General features: G+C 68.3%; 16 protein-coding genes and 1 pseudogene. 9 read left to right on the top strand and 8 right to left on the bottom strand.

The genetic code is table 11. The features are described 5' to 3' along the window. Positions 1-23: 23 nt before the first annotated feature. From K7W41_RS06990 to K7W41_RS06970, 5 genes and pseudogenes are all read left to right on the top strand, one after another. Positions 24-380, top strand: a pseudogene (locus K7W41_RS06990) (PhoH family protein); the annotation flags it as partial. A gap of 215 nt (positions 381-595) precedes the next feature. Then, complete coding sequence (gene ybeY / locus K7W41_RS06985) at positions 596-1,063, top strand: rRNA maturation RNase YbeY (protein ID WP_221089886.1); 468 nt, start codon at positions 596-598, stop codon at positions 1,061-1,063. Beyond that, on the top strand, positions 1,056-1,481 hold the full coding sequence (locus K7W41_RS06980) for a diacylglycerol kinase (RefSeq protein ID WP_224606140.1): 426 nt from the start codon (positions 1,056-1,058) through the stop codon (positions 1,479-1,481). Before ybeY ends, K7W41_RS06980 begins: the two co-directional genes overlap by 8 nt. Before the next feature lie 92 nt (positions 1,482-1,573). Further along, positions 1,574-2,125 (top strand): GNAT family N-acetyltransferase, encoded by a 552-nt coding sequence (locus tag K7W41_RS06975; RefSeq protein WP_224606139.1) that lies wholly within the window; start codon positions 1,574-1,576, stop codon positions 2,123-2,125. 2 nt (positions 2,126-2,127) lie between these two features. After that, positions 2,128-2,751, top strand: a complete 624-nt coding sequence (locus tag K7W41_RS06970) for a hypothetical protein (RefSeq protein WP_224606136.1) — start codon at positions 2,128-2,130, stop codon at positions 2,749-2,751. A gap of 299 nt (positions 2,752-3,050) precedes the next feature. Here K7W41_RS06970 and K7W41_RS06965 read toward each other — a convergent pair whose 3' ends face one another. From K7W41_RS06965 to argJ, 4 genes are all read right to left on the bottom strand, one after another. Beyond that, positions 3,051-3,803: a tryptophan-rich sensory protein gene (locus tag K7W41_RS06965; protein WP_224606133.1), complete on the bottom strand. Its 753-nt coding sequence runs from the start codon at positions 3,801-3,803 to the stop codon at positions 3,051-3,053. A 138-nt stretch (positions 3,804-3,941) separates the two neighbouring features. After that, a complete protein-coding gene (locus K7W41_RS06960; RefSeq protein WP_224606131.1) occupies positions 3,942-4,325 on the bottom strand; it encodes a hypothetical protein in 384 nt (127 codons plus the stop codon). Beyond that, positions 4,322-6,124, bottom strand: coding sequence for a hypothetical protein (locus tag K7W41_RS06955; RefSeq protein WP_224606130.1), 1,803 nt, complete (start codon positions 6,122-6,124; stop codon positions 4,322-4,324). Before K7W41_RS06955 ends, K7W41_RS06960 begins: the two co-directional genes overlap by 4 nt. 281 nt (positions 6,125-6,405) lie before the next feature. Continuing rightward, positions 6,406-7,560: a bifunctional glutamate N-acetyltransferase/amino-acid acetyltransferase ArgJ gene (argJ, locus tag K7W41_RS06950; protein WP_224606128.1), complete on the bottom strand. Its 1,155-nt coding sequence runs from the start codon at positions 7,558-7,560 to the stop codon at positions 6,406-6,408. Between the two features lie 58 nt (positions 7,561-7,618). Between argJ and K7W41_RS06945 the strand changes: the two genes are divergently transcribed. From K7W41_RS06945 to K7W41_RS06935, 3 genes are all read left to right on the top strand, one after another. Next, positions 7,619-9,199, top strand: coding sequence for a GMC family oxidoreductase (locus K7W41_RS06945; protein ID WP_224606126.1), 1,581 nt, complete (start codon positions 7,619-7,621; stop codon positions 9,197-9,199). 135 nt (positions 9,200-9,334) lie between these two features. Next, the gene (locus K7W41_RS06940) at positions 9,335-9,859 is read left to right on the top strand and encodes a hypothetical protein (RefSeq protein ID WP_224606124.1); all 525 of its coding nucleotides are present in this window, start codon (positions 9,335-9,337) and stop codon (positions 9,857-9,859) included. A 209-nt stretch (positions 9,860-10,068) separates the two neighbouring features. Beyond that, positions 10,069-10,809 carry a class I SAM-dependent methyltransferase gene (locus tag K7W41_RS06935; protein WP_224606123.1) on the top strand — a complete coding sequence of 247 codons (741 nt, stop codon included), beginning with the start codon at positions 10,069-10,071 and terminating at the stop codon, positions 10,807-10,809. On the opposite strand, the gene K7W41_RS06930 is transcribed toward K7W41_RS06935, so the two are convergent. The 4 genes from K7W41_RS06930 to rsmA form a co-directional block, all read right to left on the bottom strand. Next, positions 10,790-11,359 (bottom strand): hypothetical protein, encoded by a 570-nt coding sequence (locus K7W41_RS06930; RefSeq protein ID WP_224606121.1) that lies wholly within the window; start codon positions 11,357-11,359, stop codon positions 10,790-10,792. The two genes, K7W41_RS06935 and K7W41_RS06930, sit on opposite strands and share 20 nt — an antisense overlap. 54 nt (positions 11,360-11,413) lie before the next feature. Beyond that, the gene (locus tag K7W41_RS06925; RefSeq protein WP_224606208.1) at positions 11,414-12,961 is read right to left on the bottom strand and encodes a gamma-glutamyltransferase family protein; all 1,548 of its coding nucleotides are present in this window, start codon (positions 12,959-12,961) and stop codon (positions 11,414-11,416) included. 344 nt (positions 12,962-13,305) lie between these two features. Continuing rightward, the gene (locus K7W41_RS06920; protein ID WP_224606119.1) at positions 13,306-14,301 is read right to left on the bottom strand and encodes a carbohydrate kinase family protein; all 996 of its coding nucleotides are present in this window, start codon (positions 14,299-14,301) and stop codon (positions 13,306-13,308) included. Between the two features lie 70 nt (positions 14,302-14,371). Beyond that, positions 14,372-15,232 (bottom strand): 16S rRNA (adenine(1518)-N(6)/adenine(1519)-N(6))-dimethyltransferase RsmA, encoded by an 861-nt coding sequence (gene rsmA, locus K7W41_RS06915; RefSeq protein WP_224606118.1) that lies wholly within the window; start codon positions 15,230-15,232, stop codon positions 14,372-14,374. 154 nt (positions 15,233-15,386) lie between these two features. Here rsmA and K7W41_RS06910 point away from each other — a divergent pair, with 154 nt between their 5' ends. Continuing rightward, the gene (locus tag K7W41_RS06910; RefSeq protein WP_224606114.1) at positions 15,387-16,193 is read left to right on the top strand and encodes a tetratricopeptide repeat protein; all 807 of its coding nucleotides are present in this window, start codon (positions 15,387-15,389) and stop codon (positions 16,191-16,193) included. Position 16,194 lies beyond the last annotated feature (1 nt).

The following is a 16,194-nucleotide window of genomic DNA, read 5'->3' as shown; positions in this document are numbered from 1 at the left end:
AGCACTTTGTCGTGACGCACAACACGCTCAACGACGCCTTTATCATTCTCGACGAAGCCCAGAACACCACGGGCGAGCAGATGAAGATGTTCCTCACCCGTATGGGCTTTTCCAGCAAGGTCGTGGTCACGGGCGACGTGACCCAGATTGACCTGCCCCGCCACATCACCAGTGGTCTGGCGGTGGCCAAGCGGGTGCTCAGCCGCATTGAGGGCATCGCGTGGCACGAATTCACCGAGGTCGACGTGGTGCGCCACCCCCTGGTGGGCCGGATCATCAAGGCCTACGAAGCCGCCGAGGACGCCGAGGAAGACAAACGCGCCGCGCGCCGGGGCGAATTTGCCAGCATTCCGGAGGCGGAAGGCGATCCAGTGCGTTAAAGGGTGACGGTTGATCGTTGATGGAGGGGCCCCGGTTGCTGCGTTGCGCCGGGGTCCTGCCTTTGTTGGGGGCCTGGACGCACCCCAATGACGCTTATGCCGGAGTGTGCCGGGAGCGTCACCAAGTTGCTGCCCTCCGGCCGAGGCACCCCAGCAGACTGAGCCTCTTTTCTGCCGCCCACCCCAGCTTTCTTCCTTGCCGTACACTGGCGCCTGTGATTGACCTGATCGTGCGCAAGACCCCGCCGGCGGGCCTGCGAACGGCCCTGCGGGCCAGCCTGGACGCCGTGATGGGCCATTTTGGGGTGCAGGAGCGCGAGGTCACGGTGGTGCTGGTGGGCGACCGCACCATCCGCGCCCTGAAACGCGAGCACTGGGGCGAGGACGCCGCCACCGACGTGCTGAGTTTTCCCACCTGGGAGCCCGGTGACCCCTTCATGCCGCCGCACCTGGGCGACATTGTGATCAGCCTGGACACCGCCGCGCGGCAGGCGGAGGCCCGCGGGCACAGCCTGACGAGAGAAGTGGCGCTGCTGGCCAGCCACGGCCTGACCCATCTGGTGGGACACGACCACCCCCACGCCGAGGGCCTGGGCTTTGAAGAAGGTGCCACGGGCGAGGACTGGGCGGTGTTTCACGGCGCCTGGGACGCGGCGCGCTCGGCCCTGCCTGCGGGTGTCTGAGCCCCGGCCACAGCGGCCCTCCCCGGAGCGGCCCCCAGAGCGCCCGGCAGGCGGCTCGGCCCTGAGTGGGCGGCGTTTTGTGCGCTCGGCGGGGTACGCCTGGGCGGGGGTAAGGCACGCCTACCGGCACCAGGCCAACTTCCGTATTGAATGCTGGGCGGCCGTGCTCGCACTGGGCCTGGGGCTGGCGCTGCGGGTGCCGCTGGCCCCGGTGGCGCTGGCCTGCGGGCTGGTGCTGGGGCTGGAACTGCTGAACACGGCCTTAGAAGCCCTGGTGGACCTGGCCAGCCCAGAGGTTCATCCGCTGGCCAGAATTGCGAAGGACACGGCGGCAGCGGCGGTGCTGCTGGCCAGCCTGAGCGCGCTGGTGGTGGGGGCTGTGACCTTTGGGCCGCCGCTGCTGCGCCTGCTGCCGTGACAGCGGTGGATGTCGGCAGAGCCAGCCACCCGGAGCACAGAGCCGGCCCCACAAGGCGCGCGTACAGTCCGGCCCCGGGGTCATATGGCAGCATGCGCGGCGTGAGTGTTCCTGCCTTGACCCTGCGGGGCCGCCGCCCGCGTGACCTGAGCGTGCTGCGCCGCTGGCTGACCGACCCAGCGGCCGAATGGCGCCAGTGGGACGCGCCGTACTTTCACGCGGCCCAGACCACAGAGGCCCTGGAGCGGTACGCCGAGCGCTTGGCCGAGACGCCCCCCAGCCCGCACGAGCGCGTGATTGACCTGGGCGGCCAGTGCATTGGCATGGTCAACCGCGCCGAGGAGGACCCGGCGGGCGGCGGCTGGTGGGACCTGGGCGTGCTGATCTACGACCCGGCCCACTGGGGCCAGGGGCTGGGCACAGCGGCGCTGCGCCAGTGGGTGCAGGCCACCCTCGACGAAACCGAGGCGCACGTGCTGACCTTCACCACCTGGAGCGGCAACACGCGCATGCTCCGCGCGGCGCAGCGGCTGGGCTTTCAGGAGGCCGGGCGGGTGCGCGAGGCGCGGCTGGTGGGCCGCGAGCGCCACGACAGCGTGCGGCTGGACCTGCTGCGCCGCGAGTGGCCGGGTGGAGGGGGGTAACGGTGGCCAGCCCGCAAAAACCCCGCGCCAAGGAGGGGCCCCCCATCAATCCCCCGGGCTTTCTGGCCACCCAGGACCTGAAGGACCGGGGCTGGACCCCCGCGCTGATTCGCCGCTTTCTGGGCGAGCACGACCAGACGCGCCCCAACGGCCTGAAGATGGGGCGCCGCCGCCTGCCGCCCGTCAAGCTGTACGAGGAAGCCCGGGTGCTGGACGTGGAGCGTCAGGACACCTTTCTGGCCGCCCAGGCCCGCGCCGCCGACGCCCGCGAACGCGCCGAACGCACCCGGGCCGCCCGCGCGCAGGCCCGCGCCGAGGCCCTGGAAGCGGCGGCGGCGTCCTTTGTGCCGGTGGTGCAGCCCCAACCGCTGCGCAGGGGCGCGGTGCGCCAAGCCCGCGCGCCGTATCTGGCACAGTTGGACGCCGTGCTGGACCATCTGGCCGTGCCCCTGGCGCCCCTCAGCGAGCGCGAGCGCGCGGCCCTGGCCGAGCTGCTGCGCCGCCGCCTGGACGAGGCGCTGGCGGCGGCCTACCCCTGGTACCCGCACCCAGACAGCGCCGCCCCCAAGGCCCGCCGTCAGCCAGAGGCCCAGCCCAGCGACTGGCGCACCTGGGACTGGGACTGATACGTCCGACCAACGGCCAGAGGGACTTGCACAGCAGCGGACTAAAGAAGGAGAAGCGGCAGCTGTCCGGGAAGTGGGCTGGAACAGCGTCGAAGAGGGGAAACCTCCTGCTCTTCCCTTGACGGTCCGGAAATGGCAGTCCGTATCAGCGCGTCCGTCCCAGCAAAGAAGGAAGCCGAAGAGGGCCGCAACCCCATCCAGGGCGGCAAAGGCAAGCGTTCTTGGACCCCGCACCTCTCTTCAGCACCCACAGGCAAAAACCCCCTCCATCACAGAGGGGGCCAGAGAAAGGACCGGAGTTACAGCGCCGCTTTCCGACCCCGCAGGCTGGCCAGCCCGGCCAGCACCACCAGCGCCGCCGCGACCAGCACGCCCAGGGCCACGGTGGCCGTATCCGTGCGGGCCACATACACCCCGTAAAAGGCCCACAGCAGCACAGCGGCAAAGGCGTAGTCGTGGAAGCGCACCAGGAAGAACACCCCGATCACGGCGGCGATCACCACCAGCAGGGCCGACCACAGCTGCGCGCTGAGGCCCAGGGCGCCCCCCGTGACCCCGATGCTGACCAGAAACGCGGTGATGTTCGTTATGGTCGCCACGCTGATCCAGGCCAGATACAGGCTGGCCGGCACCTGCAGCGCCAGGGCCTCGGCGCCCAGGGGCTTCAGGCCGCGCACCGTCAGGTACAGCCAGATCAGGCTGACCAGTAGCGCCAGCATGATGGGAACACTCAGGGCGATATTCAGGCTCTGGAAGGCCAGCAGCCAGGAAACGTTCAGGAGGTTGGCCAGCAGAAATGGCCAGAACAGCCGGTCATAGCGCGCCGTGCGCTGGGCAGGCAGCGCCTGATACACGGCGAACACCAGCAGCCCCAGGAAGATTGGCCCCCACACCGCGAAGGTCAGCCCAGCCGGCGTAAAGGCGTTGGGCAGCGAGTCACTGACCTCCTTGTTGCTGTTGCCGAACAGGGGCAGGGCGTTGCTGAGGTAGTTCATCACCAGGGTCAGCACGGTGGCCAGGACCAGGGTGATCTGCCGCGCGGTTCCAGTCATGGGGTCACGGTAAGCAGCGCCGGGGCCGGGGCGGTGTCAGATCGGCAACGTTCGCACCTTTAGGGGTTCTTGAGGGTTGATCCATACATTGCCAAGCCGACTGCGCGGAGGCAGTGCACGCGACAATTGGGGTTTACCTCAGGTGTCATAGACGGCGGCCAGTTCTGGGTGGCGCGGCAACAAGCCGGTGATGACCTGTCGGAAGAGGTGCCGCAACTCATCGCCTGATATGAAGATTGACTTGTATGGCCAATCTACGCTCACTTTCCACTCGTCCTCTGCTTGGGGTTCAGGGTCGTCAGGTGTAGGCGCATAAGTAACTCTAGATGCACCCCCAAGTTCATAAACGGAGTAGCCCTCACCCATAGGTTCGAAGGACTTCATAAAGTCTAAGACCTCGCCAGAATCTTCGCGTGTTAGATCATATATTACAGCCGAGATGAATGTATAAAGTACATTGTCGGGGTCATCTGATATGACGTACGAACCATCGCTTTTGAACTCCACTTCTCTAAAACTCATTTTAGACTCCCGATATTAAACGCATTCGCATTTAGATACCAACTCTTTATTTCTAAGGTACCAGTAGCTGGGTCTCGAACAATACGGACGTCAATAGGAAGCATAATTGTTTTATTTGACCTATTCAAGACAGGTATTTTCACAACAATAACCTGATTGCCTACAAGGCTTGGCTTAGCATCTAAAAATTTTCCCACCTGATTCGCTATAGCTGGTTCTAAAGCTTCTAGGGTTTTCGCAGAACCGCCAACTGTTTTGGGCTGCTTCACCGCACGACCACCGAAGCTATACGTGTATTGGCTGGCCGTATCAAGATTTCCAATAGGAGAGGTTTTGTAGGAGATGCTTTTGGTCGCCGCTTTATTGATATTTATCTGGTCGCCGTATGTTCTGAGAGTTTGATTCCATGCCTCCGTGGAGTGGCCTCCAGAGAAGCCACTATTCTTCATGTCACCGGGCACGAGCTGATAGCGGTAGCCCTCAGGCAACTCCGTCCCTGCCTTCCATTGGGCCGCCTCTCCATATTTGGGCCTATTTTGCGGGGTTTTGCCAATCTCGGTCAGAAACTTGATGTTGTATCCACCACTTGATGGCAGGATGGTGCCTGGGCCAGAAAGAAAACCGCTGCGGGGTCCACCAGGGGTGTTATAGAACTCAAAGCGGCCTATGGGTTTTCCCGTTGAACCTGGAATAGGCTCGACCACAACGCCACTGGGTGCCGGAATCGTCAGCTTGGCAGCACTTCCCGTTTGCAAGCTGATCTGCCCGCCTGTACCTCGTTCTGCACGCGCCAGGAAGTCATTCCCAACCACATGTGGGCGCACATCTTTGAGCAGGCCGTCCACTTGACCAATCTTGGGAAACCGCGCGCGCAGTTCAGCATTGGCGGCCTGCACCCGCGCGGCGGCTTGCTGTGGGGTTTCACCTGTTCGGACATTAGGATTCACGTCCAGAAAGAGTTGGTTGGAAGTGACCTTTTTGGCGTCGTATTTGTACGCGCTGGCCCTGGCCTGCTGCTGCGCCTGCTCGTACTCACTGCGCGTTCCCGTTTCACTGGCTGGGCGCGCTGGTGTGCCTCGCTGGGGCAGTGGCTGGGCACCACCCTGGGGCTGCGCTCGGGGTCCACCTGCGCGATTCATCGCCCGGATACCCAGGACCGCTCCAACGATACCGGCGCCCAGTGCCGGCAACTCACCCACACCGGAGCCGAGCATGTCATGGCTCAGCGTGTCACCAATGGTTTTCACCTGACGGGTCGAACCCGTCACGGCCAGATTCAGGGCCGTTTCGTTGTACGTGGCAGACCACACTTTGTAAGGCACCACGGCCTGGGGCAAGGCATAAAGCGCTCCGGCCTTCTCACGGCCCGTACTGACGGCCGCCTTTTGGGCCAGCGCATAGGCCGCCGCCAACTTGGCCTTCACCTCAGCTCTGCGGGCCGGATTGGACCCGGCATCGGTCAGATCAGCCAGGAGTTGCGTCCGGTAACGGGCCAGATCGCGGAGGTCCTCGATGTTGGCTGTTCGGCCTGCCGGCTGAAGGAAAGCCGTTGCCAACGCCTGATTGATGGCCTGAATCTGTTTGGTGCCGGAAGGCCCGAACACCTGCCCAGCCTTGACAGCGGCGCTGCCCGCCACAGCAACAGCGTAATTCTGATGCAGGAGTTCATTGGCAAGGGCCTCATTGGGACGGCTGACTTTCTTTAGGGCAACCCGGGTCTGCTCCGTGGCGGCCCGGGTCGCGGTGGTCAGGGTATTGGTGAGTTGCTGAGCCGGTTTCTGCGGCTTGGCCAGGGACACAGGGGCAGGACTGGCGGGCCTGGCCGCCGCAGTGGACGGGCTCTGGGCGGGCGTTCGGGCGCGCAGTGGGGTCGTCGTCACACGTCACCTCCTCAAGCCAAATCTGGCATACGAGGTGAGTGAATTCGAGCGATTCTGAGCTGACCGAGCCACTTCTCCTGTGCCACCCGGCAGGCGTTTTCAGGCTCTGACTCCACCGGAAGTCGAACGCTTTTTCCTGGCTTTCTGGCGTCGGGGTTCCAGATTACGCGCGTCTCAAGCTCTCCACCTCTCCCCTGCGCTCAGGTGGTGTATTCGGCGTTGATGCTCACGTATTCGGCGCTCAGGTCGCAGCCCCACGCCTCGCCCGTGGCCTCGCCCACACCCAGGTCCACGGTGAACACAACCTCTTTCGCCTTCATGCTCTCACTCACCGCCGCCGCGTCGTAGGCCAGGGGCTGGCCCGCGAACACTGGCTGGCCCTGCACGCCCACCTTCAGGCGGGCAATGTCCACCGCTGCGCCGCTGCGGCCCACGGCCATGATCACGCGGCCCCAGTTGGGGTCGTTGCCGTGTACCGCGCTTTTCAGCAGCGGGGACACGCAGCAGGTGCGCGCGGCGGCCAGGGCCTCGGCCTCGGTGCGGGCCCCCTGCACCTGCACGGTCAGCAGTTTGGTGGCCCCCTCGCCGTCGGCGGCAATCTGCCGGGCAAGGTCGCGCATCACGCCTTCCAGGGCGGCCAGGAATTCGGCCAGGGGCACCTCGCCCGCCTGCCCGTTGGCCAGCACGGCGGCCATGTCGTTCGTGCTGGTGTCGCCGTCCACGGTGACCGCGTTGAAGGTGCGGTTCACAATGGCCGGGAACGCCGCGCGCAGCGCCCCACTCTCCACGGCGGCGTCGGTAAAGGCAAAGGCGAACATGGTCGCCATGTCCGGGTGAATCATGCCGCTGCCCTTGGCGGTGCCCACGATGCGCGCGCCCGTGCTCAGGGTGGCCTGCGCGGTCTTGGGGCGCGTGTCGGTGGTCATGATGGCGTTGGCAAACAGGTCGGCGCCCGGTTGCAGGTCGTCTGACAGGTGCTCAATGCCGCTCAGGAGGCGGTCCATGGGCAACAGGTGCCCAATGATGCCGGTGCTGGCGGTCAGCACGGCCTGTTCGGGCACGTTCAGCACGCTGCCAAAGGCATCGGCCATGTCGGCGTTGTCGCGCTCGCCCCGCGCGCCCGTGGCAGCGTTGGCGTTGCCCGCATTCACCAGCAGGGCGCGCACAGGCCCGCCCGCCGCGTACAGCGCGCGGTTGCGGCCCACGCAGGCGGCGGCGGTGGTGGAGCGGGTGCCCGAAAAGGCCCAGGTGCAGTCGTGGCTGGAGACCACGCCGCTCAGGTCAGTCTTGCCGCTGGGCTTGATTCCGGCGGCCAGGGCGGCGGCCGTAAAGCCGGTGGGAAGGGTCAGGCTCATGCGGGGAAGTGTAGCGGCCAGGGCCGGGCAGCGCGCCCCCCGTCTATACTCGCCGCACATGACAACAGGCAGCAGGGGGCAGGCAGATGTGGTGGTGGTGGGCGCCGGGTCCGGCGGGTGCGTGGCGGCGCGCGCGCTGCTGGACGCCGGGCTGCGGGTGCTGCTGCTGGAAGCGGGCGGGCCCGACACCCACCCCCTGATCCGCGCGCCGGGGGCCTTTTCCAAGCTCTTTCGCACGCGGGTGGACTGGAATTTTTCCACCGTGCCCCAGCCGCACGCCGCCGGGCGCGCGTTTTACTGGCCGCGCGGCAAGGTGCTGGGCGGCAGCAGCGCCATTAACGCCACCATCTGGATTCGCGGCTCAAAGCGCGACTTTGACTCCTGGGGCGAGGGCTGGACCTGGGCCGAGGTGCTGCCCACCTTCCGCGCACTGGAAGATTACCGGGGCCCCGCCTCCCCCACCCGGGGCCAGGGCGGCCCGATGCCGGTGGGCGCGCGGACGCAGTCGCACCCCCTGAGCCACGCCTTTGTGGCCTCGGCGGCGCTGGGGCTGGGCCTGCGGGCGGCCGATACCTTCAATGGCGGCGAACTGGCGGGCGCGGGCCTGCTGGAAAGCAACCACCGGGGCGGCGAGCGCTACAGCGCCTTTCGCGCCTTCCTGAAGCCGGTGCTGCACCACCCCAACCTGACGGTGCTGACGGGCGCCCATGTGCTGGAACTGCTGTGGAACGGCACCCGCGCCGCGGGCGTGCGCCTGCGCTGGCAGGGCCGCACCCTGGACGCCCCGGCGGGCGGCGTGCTGCTGACCGCCGGGGCCCTGCAGACCCCGCAACTGCTGATGCTCTCGGGCGTGGGGCCCCGGGCAGAGCTGAGCCGCCTGAACATTCCGGTGAGGGTCGCGCTGGACGGCGTGGGGGCGGGACTGCAGGACCACCTCGCGGTGCCGGTGATCACCCGGTCCCTGGTGCCCTCGCTGGACAGCGGCCCGCCCGCCGCCGCGCTGGCCCGCTACGCCTGGAACCGCAGCGGCCCCCTGAGCAGCAACGTGGCCGAGGCCGCCGCCTTTTCCCACGCCCGCCCGGGGCTGCGCGCCGACGAGGACCCGGACATTCAGTTTCATTTTGGGCCCGCCTACTTCCGCGACCACGGGTTTCAGACCGCACCCGGCGCGCATTTCTCGGTGGGGCCGGTGCTGGTGGATGTGCACAGCCGGGGCCGCCTGACGCTGGCCTCGCGCGACCCACTGGCGCCGCCCGTGCTGGACCCGGCCTACCTGACCGACGAGCGCGACCGGCAGAGTCTGGTGGAAGGGGTGCGGCAGGCGCGCGCGATTGCGGCGGCCCCGCCCCTCAGCGGCCTGCGCGGCGCCGAGGTGCTGCCCGGCGAGGGGGTGCGCAGTGAAGCGGCGCTGCGTGCCTTCGTGGCCCAGGAATGCGCCACGCTGTACCACCCGGTGGGCACGGCTGCCCTGGGCGACGGCGACGGGGCCGTGGTGGACCGCCTTCTGGCGGTGCGCGGCACCCAGGGCCTGTGGGTGGGCGACGCCAGCGTGATGCCCCGGATCATCCACGCCAATACGAACGCCACAGCCATGATGATTGGGGCGCGGGCAGCCGGCTTTGTGGCGGCGGCGTTGTAGCCAGGACGAGCGTTTAGAAGAGCTGTCTTGGCCTCGTCCAGGCCCCAGCGCCCTCACCCGAAACTTTCAAGTGTCGCACATTCCTCATGCCCAGTTCATGAGCAGCCACCTTGCGGCGGGTAGGGTGGCACAGACATGAGGCGCTTCCTTTCTGTACCCCTGACCGCGGCCCTGAGCGCGGCCACCTTTGCCAGTGCCGTGCCCGTGAAGCTGGGCAACGTGCCAGTGACGGTTGAACCGAACGCCAAACTGCTGACCCTGAGCGCCGCCGGCATTCGCACCGCCTTTCCCTCGGCCGCTGGCCGGCCCGACGCCGTGTTCCTGACCGAGGACCGCAAGGTCAGCGTGGCCTTTGAGTGGCGCACGAGCAAGCTGGCCCAGAGCGAAGTGGCCAAGCTGGTCGAGCAGTTCCCCGGCGTCATCCGCGCCCAGGTGCCGAACATCAAGACCCTCAAAGCCAATCTGGTGCAGGTGGGCGGCGCGCCGTGGGCCCAGTTCGTGTTCACCACCCCGGGCCAGGGCGACGAACTGCGCCGCGAGCTGATGGTCACCAGCGCGGGCGGGCGCATGCTGGTGGTCACCATTGCCGGCAACCTCAAGGACTACTCGAAAAACGAGGCCGTGGTGCGCACCCTGGCCAACAGCGTGCGGGTGAACTGAGGGGCCAGAGGGTTCCTGCCGCCTTCCCGGGACTGGGGGGGCGGTGTTTTTTTGGCCATGGGCCATGAGCTTTGGGCCATGAGGTCAAGACGGGGAGCCGACAAGCCTGGGGCGGGGAGGGATGAAAGAGGGAGCGGTCCCGCCCACCTTCCCTGCTTTTTCCCCATGGCTCATGGCCCATGGCCCCAAACCCCCTTACTCTTCTCCCTGTGAACTACGACGACTTTGCCGACCTGTACGACCACCAGTACGACGTGTACCGCGACGACCTGCACTACTACGCGCGGGTGGCGGAGCAGGCGGCGGGGCCGGTGCTGGAGATCGGGTCGGGCACGGGGCGGGTGACCACCTTTCTGGCGCGGCGGGGGGTGGCGATCACCGGGCTGGAGCCCAGCGCGCGCATGATTGAGCGGGCGCAGGGGCGCGCAGCGCAGGAGGGGCTGGCGGTGCGCTACGTGCAGGGGGACGCGCGCACCTTTGGGCTGCAGGACCGCTTTGCCACGGTGATCGCCCCCTTTAACGCCCTGATGCACCTGTACACCCCGAATGAGCAGGTGCAGGCCCTGGAGAACATTCACGCGCATCTGGTCACAGGCGGCACCTTCTCGTTCGACCTGTATGTGCCGCGCTTTGGCAAGCCCAACACCGTGCGCCACGAGGGCGAAACCTTCCACGCCCCGGACGGCAGCCGCACCGACGTCTTTCTGGTGCAGCGCCACGATAGGCCCCGCCAGCACATCACCACCGAGTACCATGTGGACACCACCGCGCCCGACGGCACCTTGAGGCGCCGCCACTACACCCTCACGCAGCGGTATTACACCCGCTTTGAAATGGAGTGGCTGCTGCGCTTCGCCGGATTTGAAAGCCCGCGCGTCACGGGCTCCTTTCAGGGTGGGCCGCTGGAGGCGGGCAGCGAGGTCATGGTGTTCACCACACGGGCGCTGTAGGCACGGAAAACAGGCAGCGGCTCTGCGCGGCGGGCCAGTCGGCGGTCATGCCCGCGCGGTCCTTGTCACCAATGTTCAGGCCGTCGCCGTCGGCCCAGCCCAGTTTGAAGGGGCCAATCCACTTCTCCTGAAAGCCCACTTGTTTCTGCCAGTCCTGCCGCGCCAGGGCCTGAATCTGGGCCGCCTGCGCCGGGCTCACGCGAGCACAGACCCGCAGGTAGGTCAGCGCCACGCGCGTCACCGCCTCCTGCTGGGCCGGGCTGGGAACAGCAGCCGGCACCCAGGCCATCACTGTGTTGATGCGGTCCACCCCCAGCGCCACGGCGTCCGGGTTGGCCCCCGTGGTGAGGTAGACCTGAACCGGGGCACCCCGGACGTTCACCTGCAGTTTGGCGGTGTAGGATTCCAGCCTCGCCGGGTCAACGGCGCTCACCGAGGCCCGCACGACCCCCGGCACCCAGCGCAGCACGTCGGCGCGTGCAATGGGTTCGGTTCCGCCCGCACGGGCCCAGGTCAGGAGCAAGGGGAGGAGCAGCAAAGCGCGGCGCATGGCCGCAGTCTGCCTGTCTCCTGTCCATGCCTCAAGCGACTTTCGCCGCGCCGCTCACCACACCGCGATGTGGCCGTCGGTTCGGGTTTCGGTGCCGCCTTCCAGCACGCCGCTCACGGGGTCGCGGCGGATCATCTGGCCCCGGCCGAACGAACCGGCCTCGGGCTGCACGGTCACGCTGTGGCCCCGGGCGATCAGCTCGCGGGTCAGCCCCTCGCCCAGGCTGGGTTCGACCTCCACACGCAGCCCGTCCAGCCACTGCCAGCGCGGGGCGTCCAGGGCCTGCTGGGGGTTCATGCCGTAGCGCACGGTGTTCAGCACCACCTGCAGGTGCCCCTGAGGCTGCATGAAGCCGCCCATCACGCCAAAGGGGCCCACCGGGGTGCCGTCGGTGCGGCCCAGAAAGCCCGGGATGATCGTGTGGTACGGCCGCTTGCCCGGCGCCAGGGCATTGGGGTGGGTGGGGTCGGTGTGGAAGTTGTGGCCCCGGTTGTGCAGGGCGATGCCGGTGCCGGGCACCACCACGCCGCTGCCAAAGCCCATGTAGTTGCTCTGGATCAGGCTGACCATGCCGCCGTCCTCGTCGGCCGCCGCGAGGTACACCGTGCCGCCAGTGCTGGGCGCGCGGGTCTGGGGGTCGTGGGCGCGCCCCCCCAGGTGGGCGCGGTGGGCCTGCGCATTGCCGCTGGACAGCAGCCCCGCCACGTCCACGGGCACCTGACGCGGGTCGGCCACGTAGCTGTGGGCGTCGTGAAAGCCGCGCTTCATCGCCTCAATCTGCAGGTGCAGCCCCTGGGGATCATCGCGCCGCGCGGGCAGGTCCACGCCCGAGAGCACATTCAGGGCAATCAGGGCCGCAATGCCCTGGCCGTTGGGCGGAATCTCGTAAATGCGGTGGCCGTCAAACTCGGTGTGAATGGGCGTCACCCATTCGCTGCGGTGCGCGGCAAGGTCGGCCCCCGTCAGGAAGCCGCCCCCGGCGCGGGCGTGGGTGTCCATCTGCGCGGCCAGGTCACCCTCGTAAAAGGCCGCGCCGTTCGTTCGGGCAATCTCGCGCAGGGTCCGCGCGTGGCCGGGCGAACGCCACAGGGCGCCGGGCGCGGGCGCAAAGTCGCCGGGCAGGAAGGTGGCAAACCACTCGGCCATGTCAGGGCGGTTCAGGCGGCGGTAAATTCCTGCGGCGCGCGCCCAGTTGGCGGCCAGAACAGGGGAAAGCGGATAGCCCTCCTCGGCGTACCGGATGGCGGGGGTCAGGACCAGTTCAAAGTCCAGGCGGCCAAAGCGGGCGTGCAGGTCTGCCCAGCCGCGCACGGCGCCGGGCACCGTGACCGGGGTCCAGCCGAAGCGGGGCATCTGGCCGCCGTGCTGCGCTGCCAGCACGTCCAGACTGAGGGCAGCGGGGGCCGCGCCGCTGGCGTTCAGGCCGTGCAGTTCGCCCCCCGCCCACACCAGGGCGAACAGGTCGCCGCCGATTCCGTTGCTGGTGGGCTCGACCACGGTGAGGGCGGCGGCGGTGGCAATGGCGGCGTCCACCGCGTTGCCCCCCTGCTGCAGCGCCCAGAGTCCGGCCTGGGCGGCCAGCGGCTGCGAGGTGGCGACCATGCCCCGGCGGGCATACACCGGGCGGCGAACGGTGGGGAAGTCTGGGTTGTAGGTCACGGGAGCAGGGTACAGCGGGGGGCTGTGGGAGAGGGGCCATGAGCCCTGGGCTATGAGCCATGAGCTCTGGGCCAGCAACGGCGGCCTGTTTCACCCACGGGCCCAACCATCGCCTTCCAAGGCTGCCCGCACCCCTGGCTGCTGCGGGCACCCATTCCGTTCCCGGAAAACGCCGCTGCTGGGCCAAGAACCCATGCGCCTTTCCTCATGGCCCATGGCCCACAGCCCATAGCCAAAAAAAGCGCCGCCCAGCCAGACCGGCCAGGCGGACACCACCCTCTCTCCTCTTACCCGGCCGTGCTCTTGCGGCCACGGGTGGCCTTGGGGGCCGGGGCGGGCGCGGGCACCGCCACACCGGGCAGCACCTCGGCCAGATCGGCGGGGGTGATGGGGCGCTCCTGGGCGCCAATGCCGGTGGCGGCCAGGGCCCCGGCGGCGTTGGCGGCGCGCGCCGCTTCGGACATGCCGGCCCCGTTCAGGACCGCGTGGGCGAAGGTGGCCGTGAAGGTATCGCCGGCCCCCGTGGAATCCACGACCTGCCCCTCAGGGCGAATGGCGTCCACCAGTTCGGTTTCGGTGGGGGTCCAGGTGATCGAGCCCATCTTGCCCACCTTCACCACCACCCGCTGCGCGCCGGCCGCGCCCAGCTGGGCCAGGGCCGCGCTGATTGAGCCGGTGCCGGTCAGGGCCTGCAACTCGTGCTGGTTAAGCATCAGGTAGTCGGCGGCGATCACGTCGCCCAGCAGCGAGGTGCCCACCTTGTTCACGGCGCCGGTGCCCAGGTCAATAAACACGGGCACGGGTTTCTTGGCGCCCTGGGCGGCACGGATGGCCGCCAGGGTGTACTCGCGCTGCGGCCCCTCGGTGAGGGCGTAGGCGTTGATGATCAGGGCGTCCGAGCCTTCAATGTCCCCCACCTTCAGGCCCGCCGGGTCCAGCTGGCGGTTGGCGGCGCCGTGGCTGATCATGGCGCGCTCGCCGCTGGCGGTCTGCATCACGGTAATGGTGCTGGTCAGGCGTTCGGGGTCGCGCTGAATGGCGCCTTCCAGCACGCCGCTGCCCCGAACGTGGCTCAGGGCGTATTCGGCAAAAGGATCGGTGCCCACGCGGGCGGCCAGGGTGACGGTGTGGCCCAGCCGGGCCAGGGTCACGCTGATGGTGCCGCCCGCACCGCCGGGCTTCATGCTGGCCTGCGTGGGCGTGACTTCCTCGCCCGGCTTGGGCAGGCGGCGCAGGTGGTACAGATGGTCGACGGTCACGTCGCCGATAACGTAGAACTTCATAAACCTCCAGGGCGCACAGGGCCCTCCGTGAGCACAAACAGGGCGATCATGGCGGTAAAAACGCGTGCAACTACCGTACCACGCCCAGTTTGACGGCCATGTCACGCAGGTCACCCAGGGCCACGTCCTCGGCGCGCACGTCGGCCCGCAGGCCGCCCGATGCCAGGGCCTCGTCAATGGCCGCGCCCTCAAAGCCGCCCAGGCGCAGGTTGTTGCGCAGGGTCTTGCGGCGGTGGTGCAGCGCGGTTTCCACAAAGTGCAGGAACTCGGGCTGGGGGGCCGGGCGGGTGCGGTCAAAGTCCAGCCGCACCACGCTGCTGGTCACGTCCGGCGCGGGAAAAAAGGCGCCCTTGGGCACGTCGCGCACATGGCGCACGGTGCCGTACAGCGAGGCGATGGCGCTCAGGAAGCCGTAGTTGTCGCTGCCGGGCTTGGCCGCGAGGCGCTGCGCCACTTCCTTTTGCACCAGCACCGTGGCGCTCACGATGCCGGGTGAGCGCATAAAGCGCGACAGCAGCAGCCCCGTGATGTAGTAGGGCAGGTTGGCGATCACGCGCGTGCCGGCCGGCAGCGAGGCGTAATCGAAGTCCAGGGCGTCGCCCCAGATAATCTGCACGTCCAGCCCGTCCAGGGTCTCACTCAGGACCGGGCGCAGGCGCTCGTCCTTTTCCAGGGTGGTGACCTGGGCGCCCCGGCGGGCGATTTCCTGGGTCAGCACGCCCAGGCCGGGGCCAATTTCCAGCACGGGCACGCCGCTTTCGGCGCCGCCCGCCTCGGCAATGGCGCGCAGGATGTTGCCGTCAATCAGAAAGTTCTGGCCCAGGCTCTTGGTGGGCTTCAGGCCGTGGCGCGTCAGCAATTCGCGCACGCGCGCCGGGGAATACAGCGGCGCCAGGGCAGGGTCGCGCGGGGTGGGGTCAGGGTGGGACATGGGTCAGTGGGGCGTGACCGGGAGGGCCGCCAGCGCCGCCCATCAGGGAACGGACGTGCAGCGGCCTGCCGGAAACGCGTCAGTATACTCGGCGCGTGAGTCGCTTAGGAGCCGTGGTCGTCTGGTTGCCCGTTCGCTGCCCCCGGGGCCCGGCATGAGTGGGCCGTCAGACGCCCCGGCGCTGCCCCCAGTCCGGGACCTGGTGGCGGCAGGCGACTGGCGCCGCGCGGCCATCACGGCGCGGCTGGCGGGCGAGACGGCGGCCGTGCAGGAGGCCCTGGGCGCGCTGGACGGGGTGCAGGACGCCGTGCGCGCCCGGCGCTACCCCTCGGCCCGGCGGGCCCTGGGCGAATACCGGCGGGCCCTGGACGACGCTGAGGGCGAGCCGCTGCTGGCCGGGCTGCGCGCGCAGGTGCCGCCTGACGAGGTGCTGGCGGCGCTGAATGCGCTGGAGGGCAGCCAGAAGGAAACGGAGCCGGCGGCGCTGAAAGAGCGGCTCCTGGGGGCGCTGACCCTGCCGCTCACCCGGGCCGAGGCCCTGAACATGCAGGGCGTGCTGTACGCGGTACGCGGCGAGGCCGACGACGCCCGGCGCGTGCTGGACGAGGCCCGAGTGGCCGACCCCGGCCACTACCGCGCCCTGACCAACCTGGGCAACCTGGACATGGAAGCCGGGCGCTTTGCCCAGGCCGAAGCTGTCTACCGCGAGGTGCTGCGCCTCAACCCCGACTACGACGGCGGGCACCACAACCTGGGCGTGGCCCTGCGCCGCCAGGGCAAGGTGGCCGAGGGCGTGCGCAGCATTCGCCGGGGCCAGCGCCTCGCCATGAAACGCTCCAAGGACGACACCGACGCCGAGATGAAAGAGCGCTTCGCCGCCAGCCCGGCGCTGCGCAACCTCCGCTGGGGGCTCCTGGCGGGCCTGGGCCTGATCGTGTACCTCGCCCTGCGTGGCGGCTGAG

The organism is Deinococcus multiflagellatus, from assembly GCF_020166415.1.
In the GTDB taxonomy this organism is placed as follows: Bacteria; Deinococcota; Deinococci; order Deinococcales; family Deinococcaceae; genus Deinococcus; species Deinococcus multiflagellatus.
The sequence above is the reverse complement of the archived record's forward strand: the minus strand, read 5'-3'. Positions and strand labels throughout refer to the sequence as shown.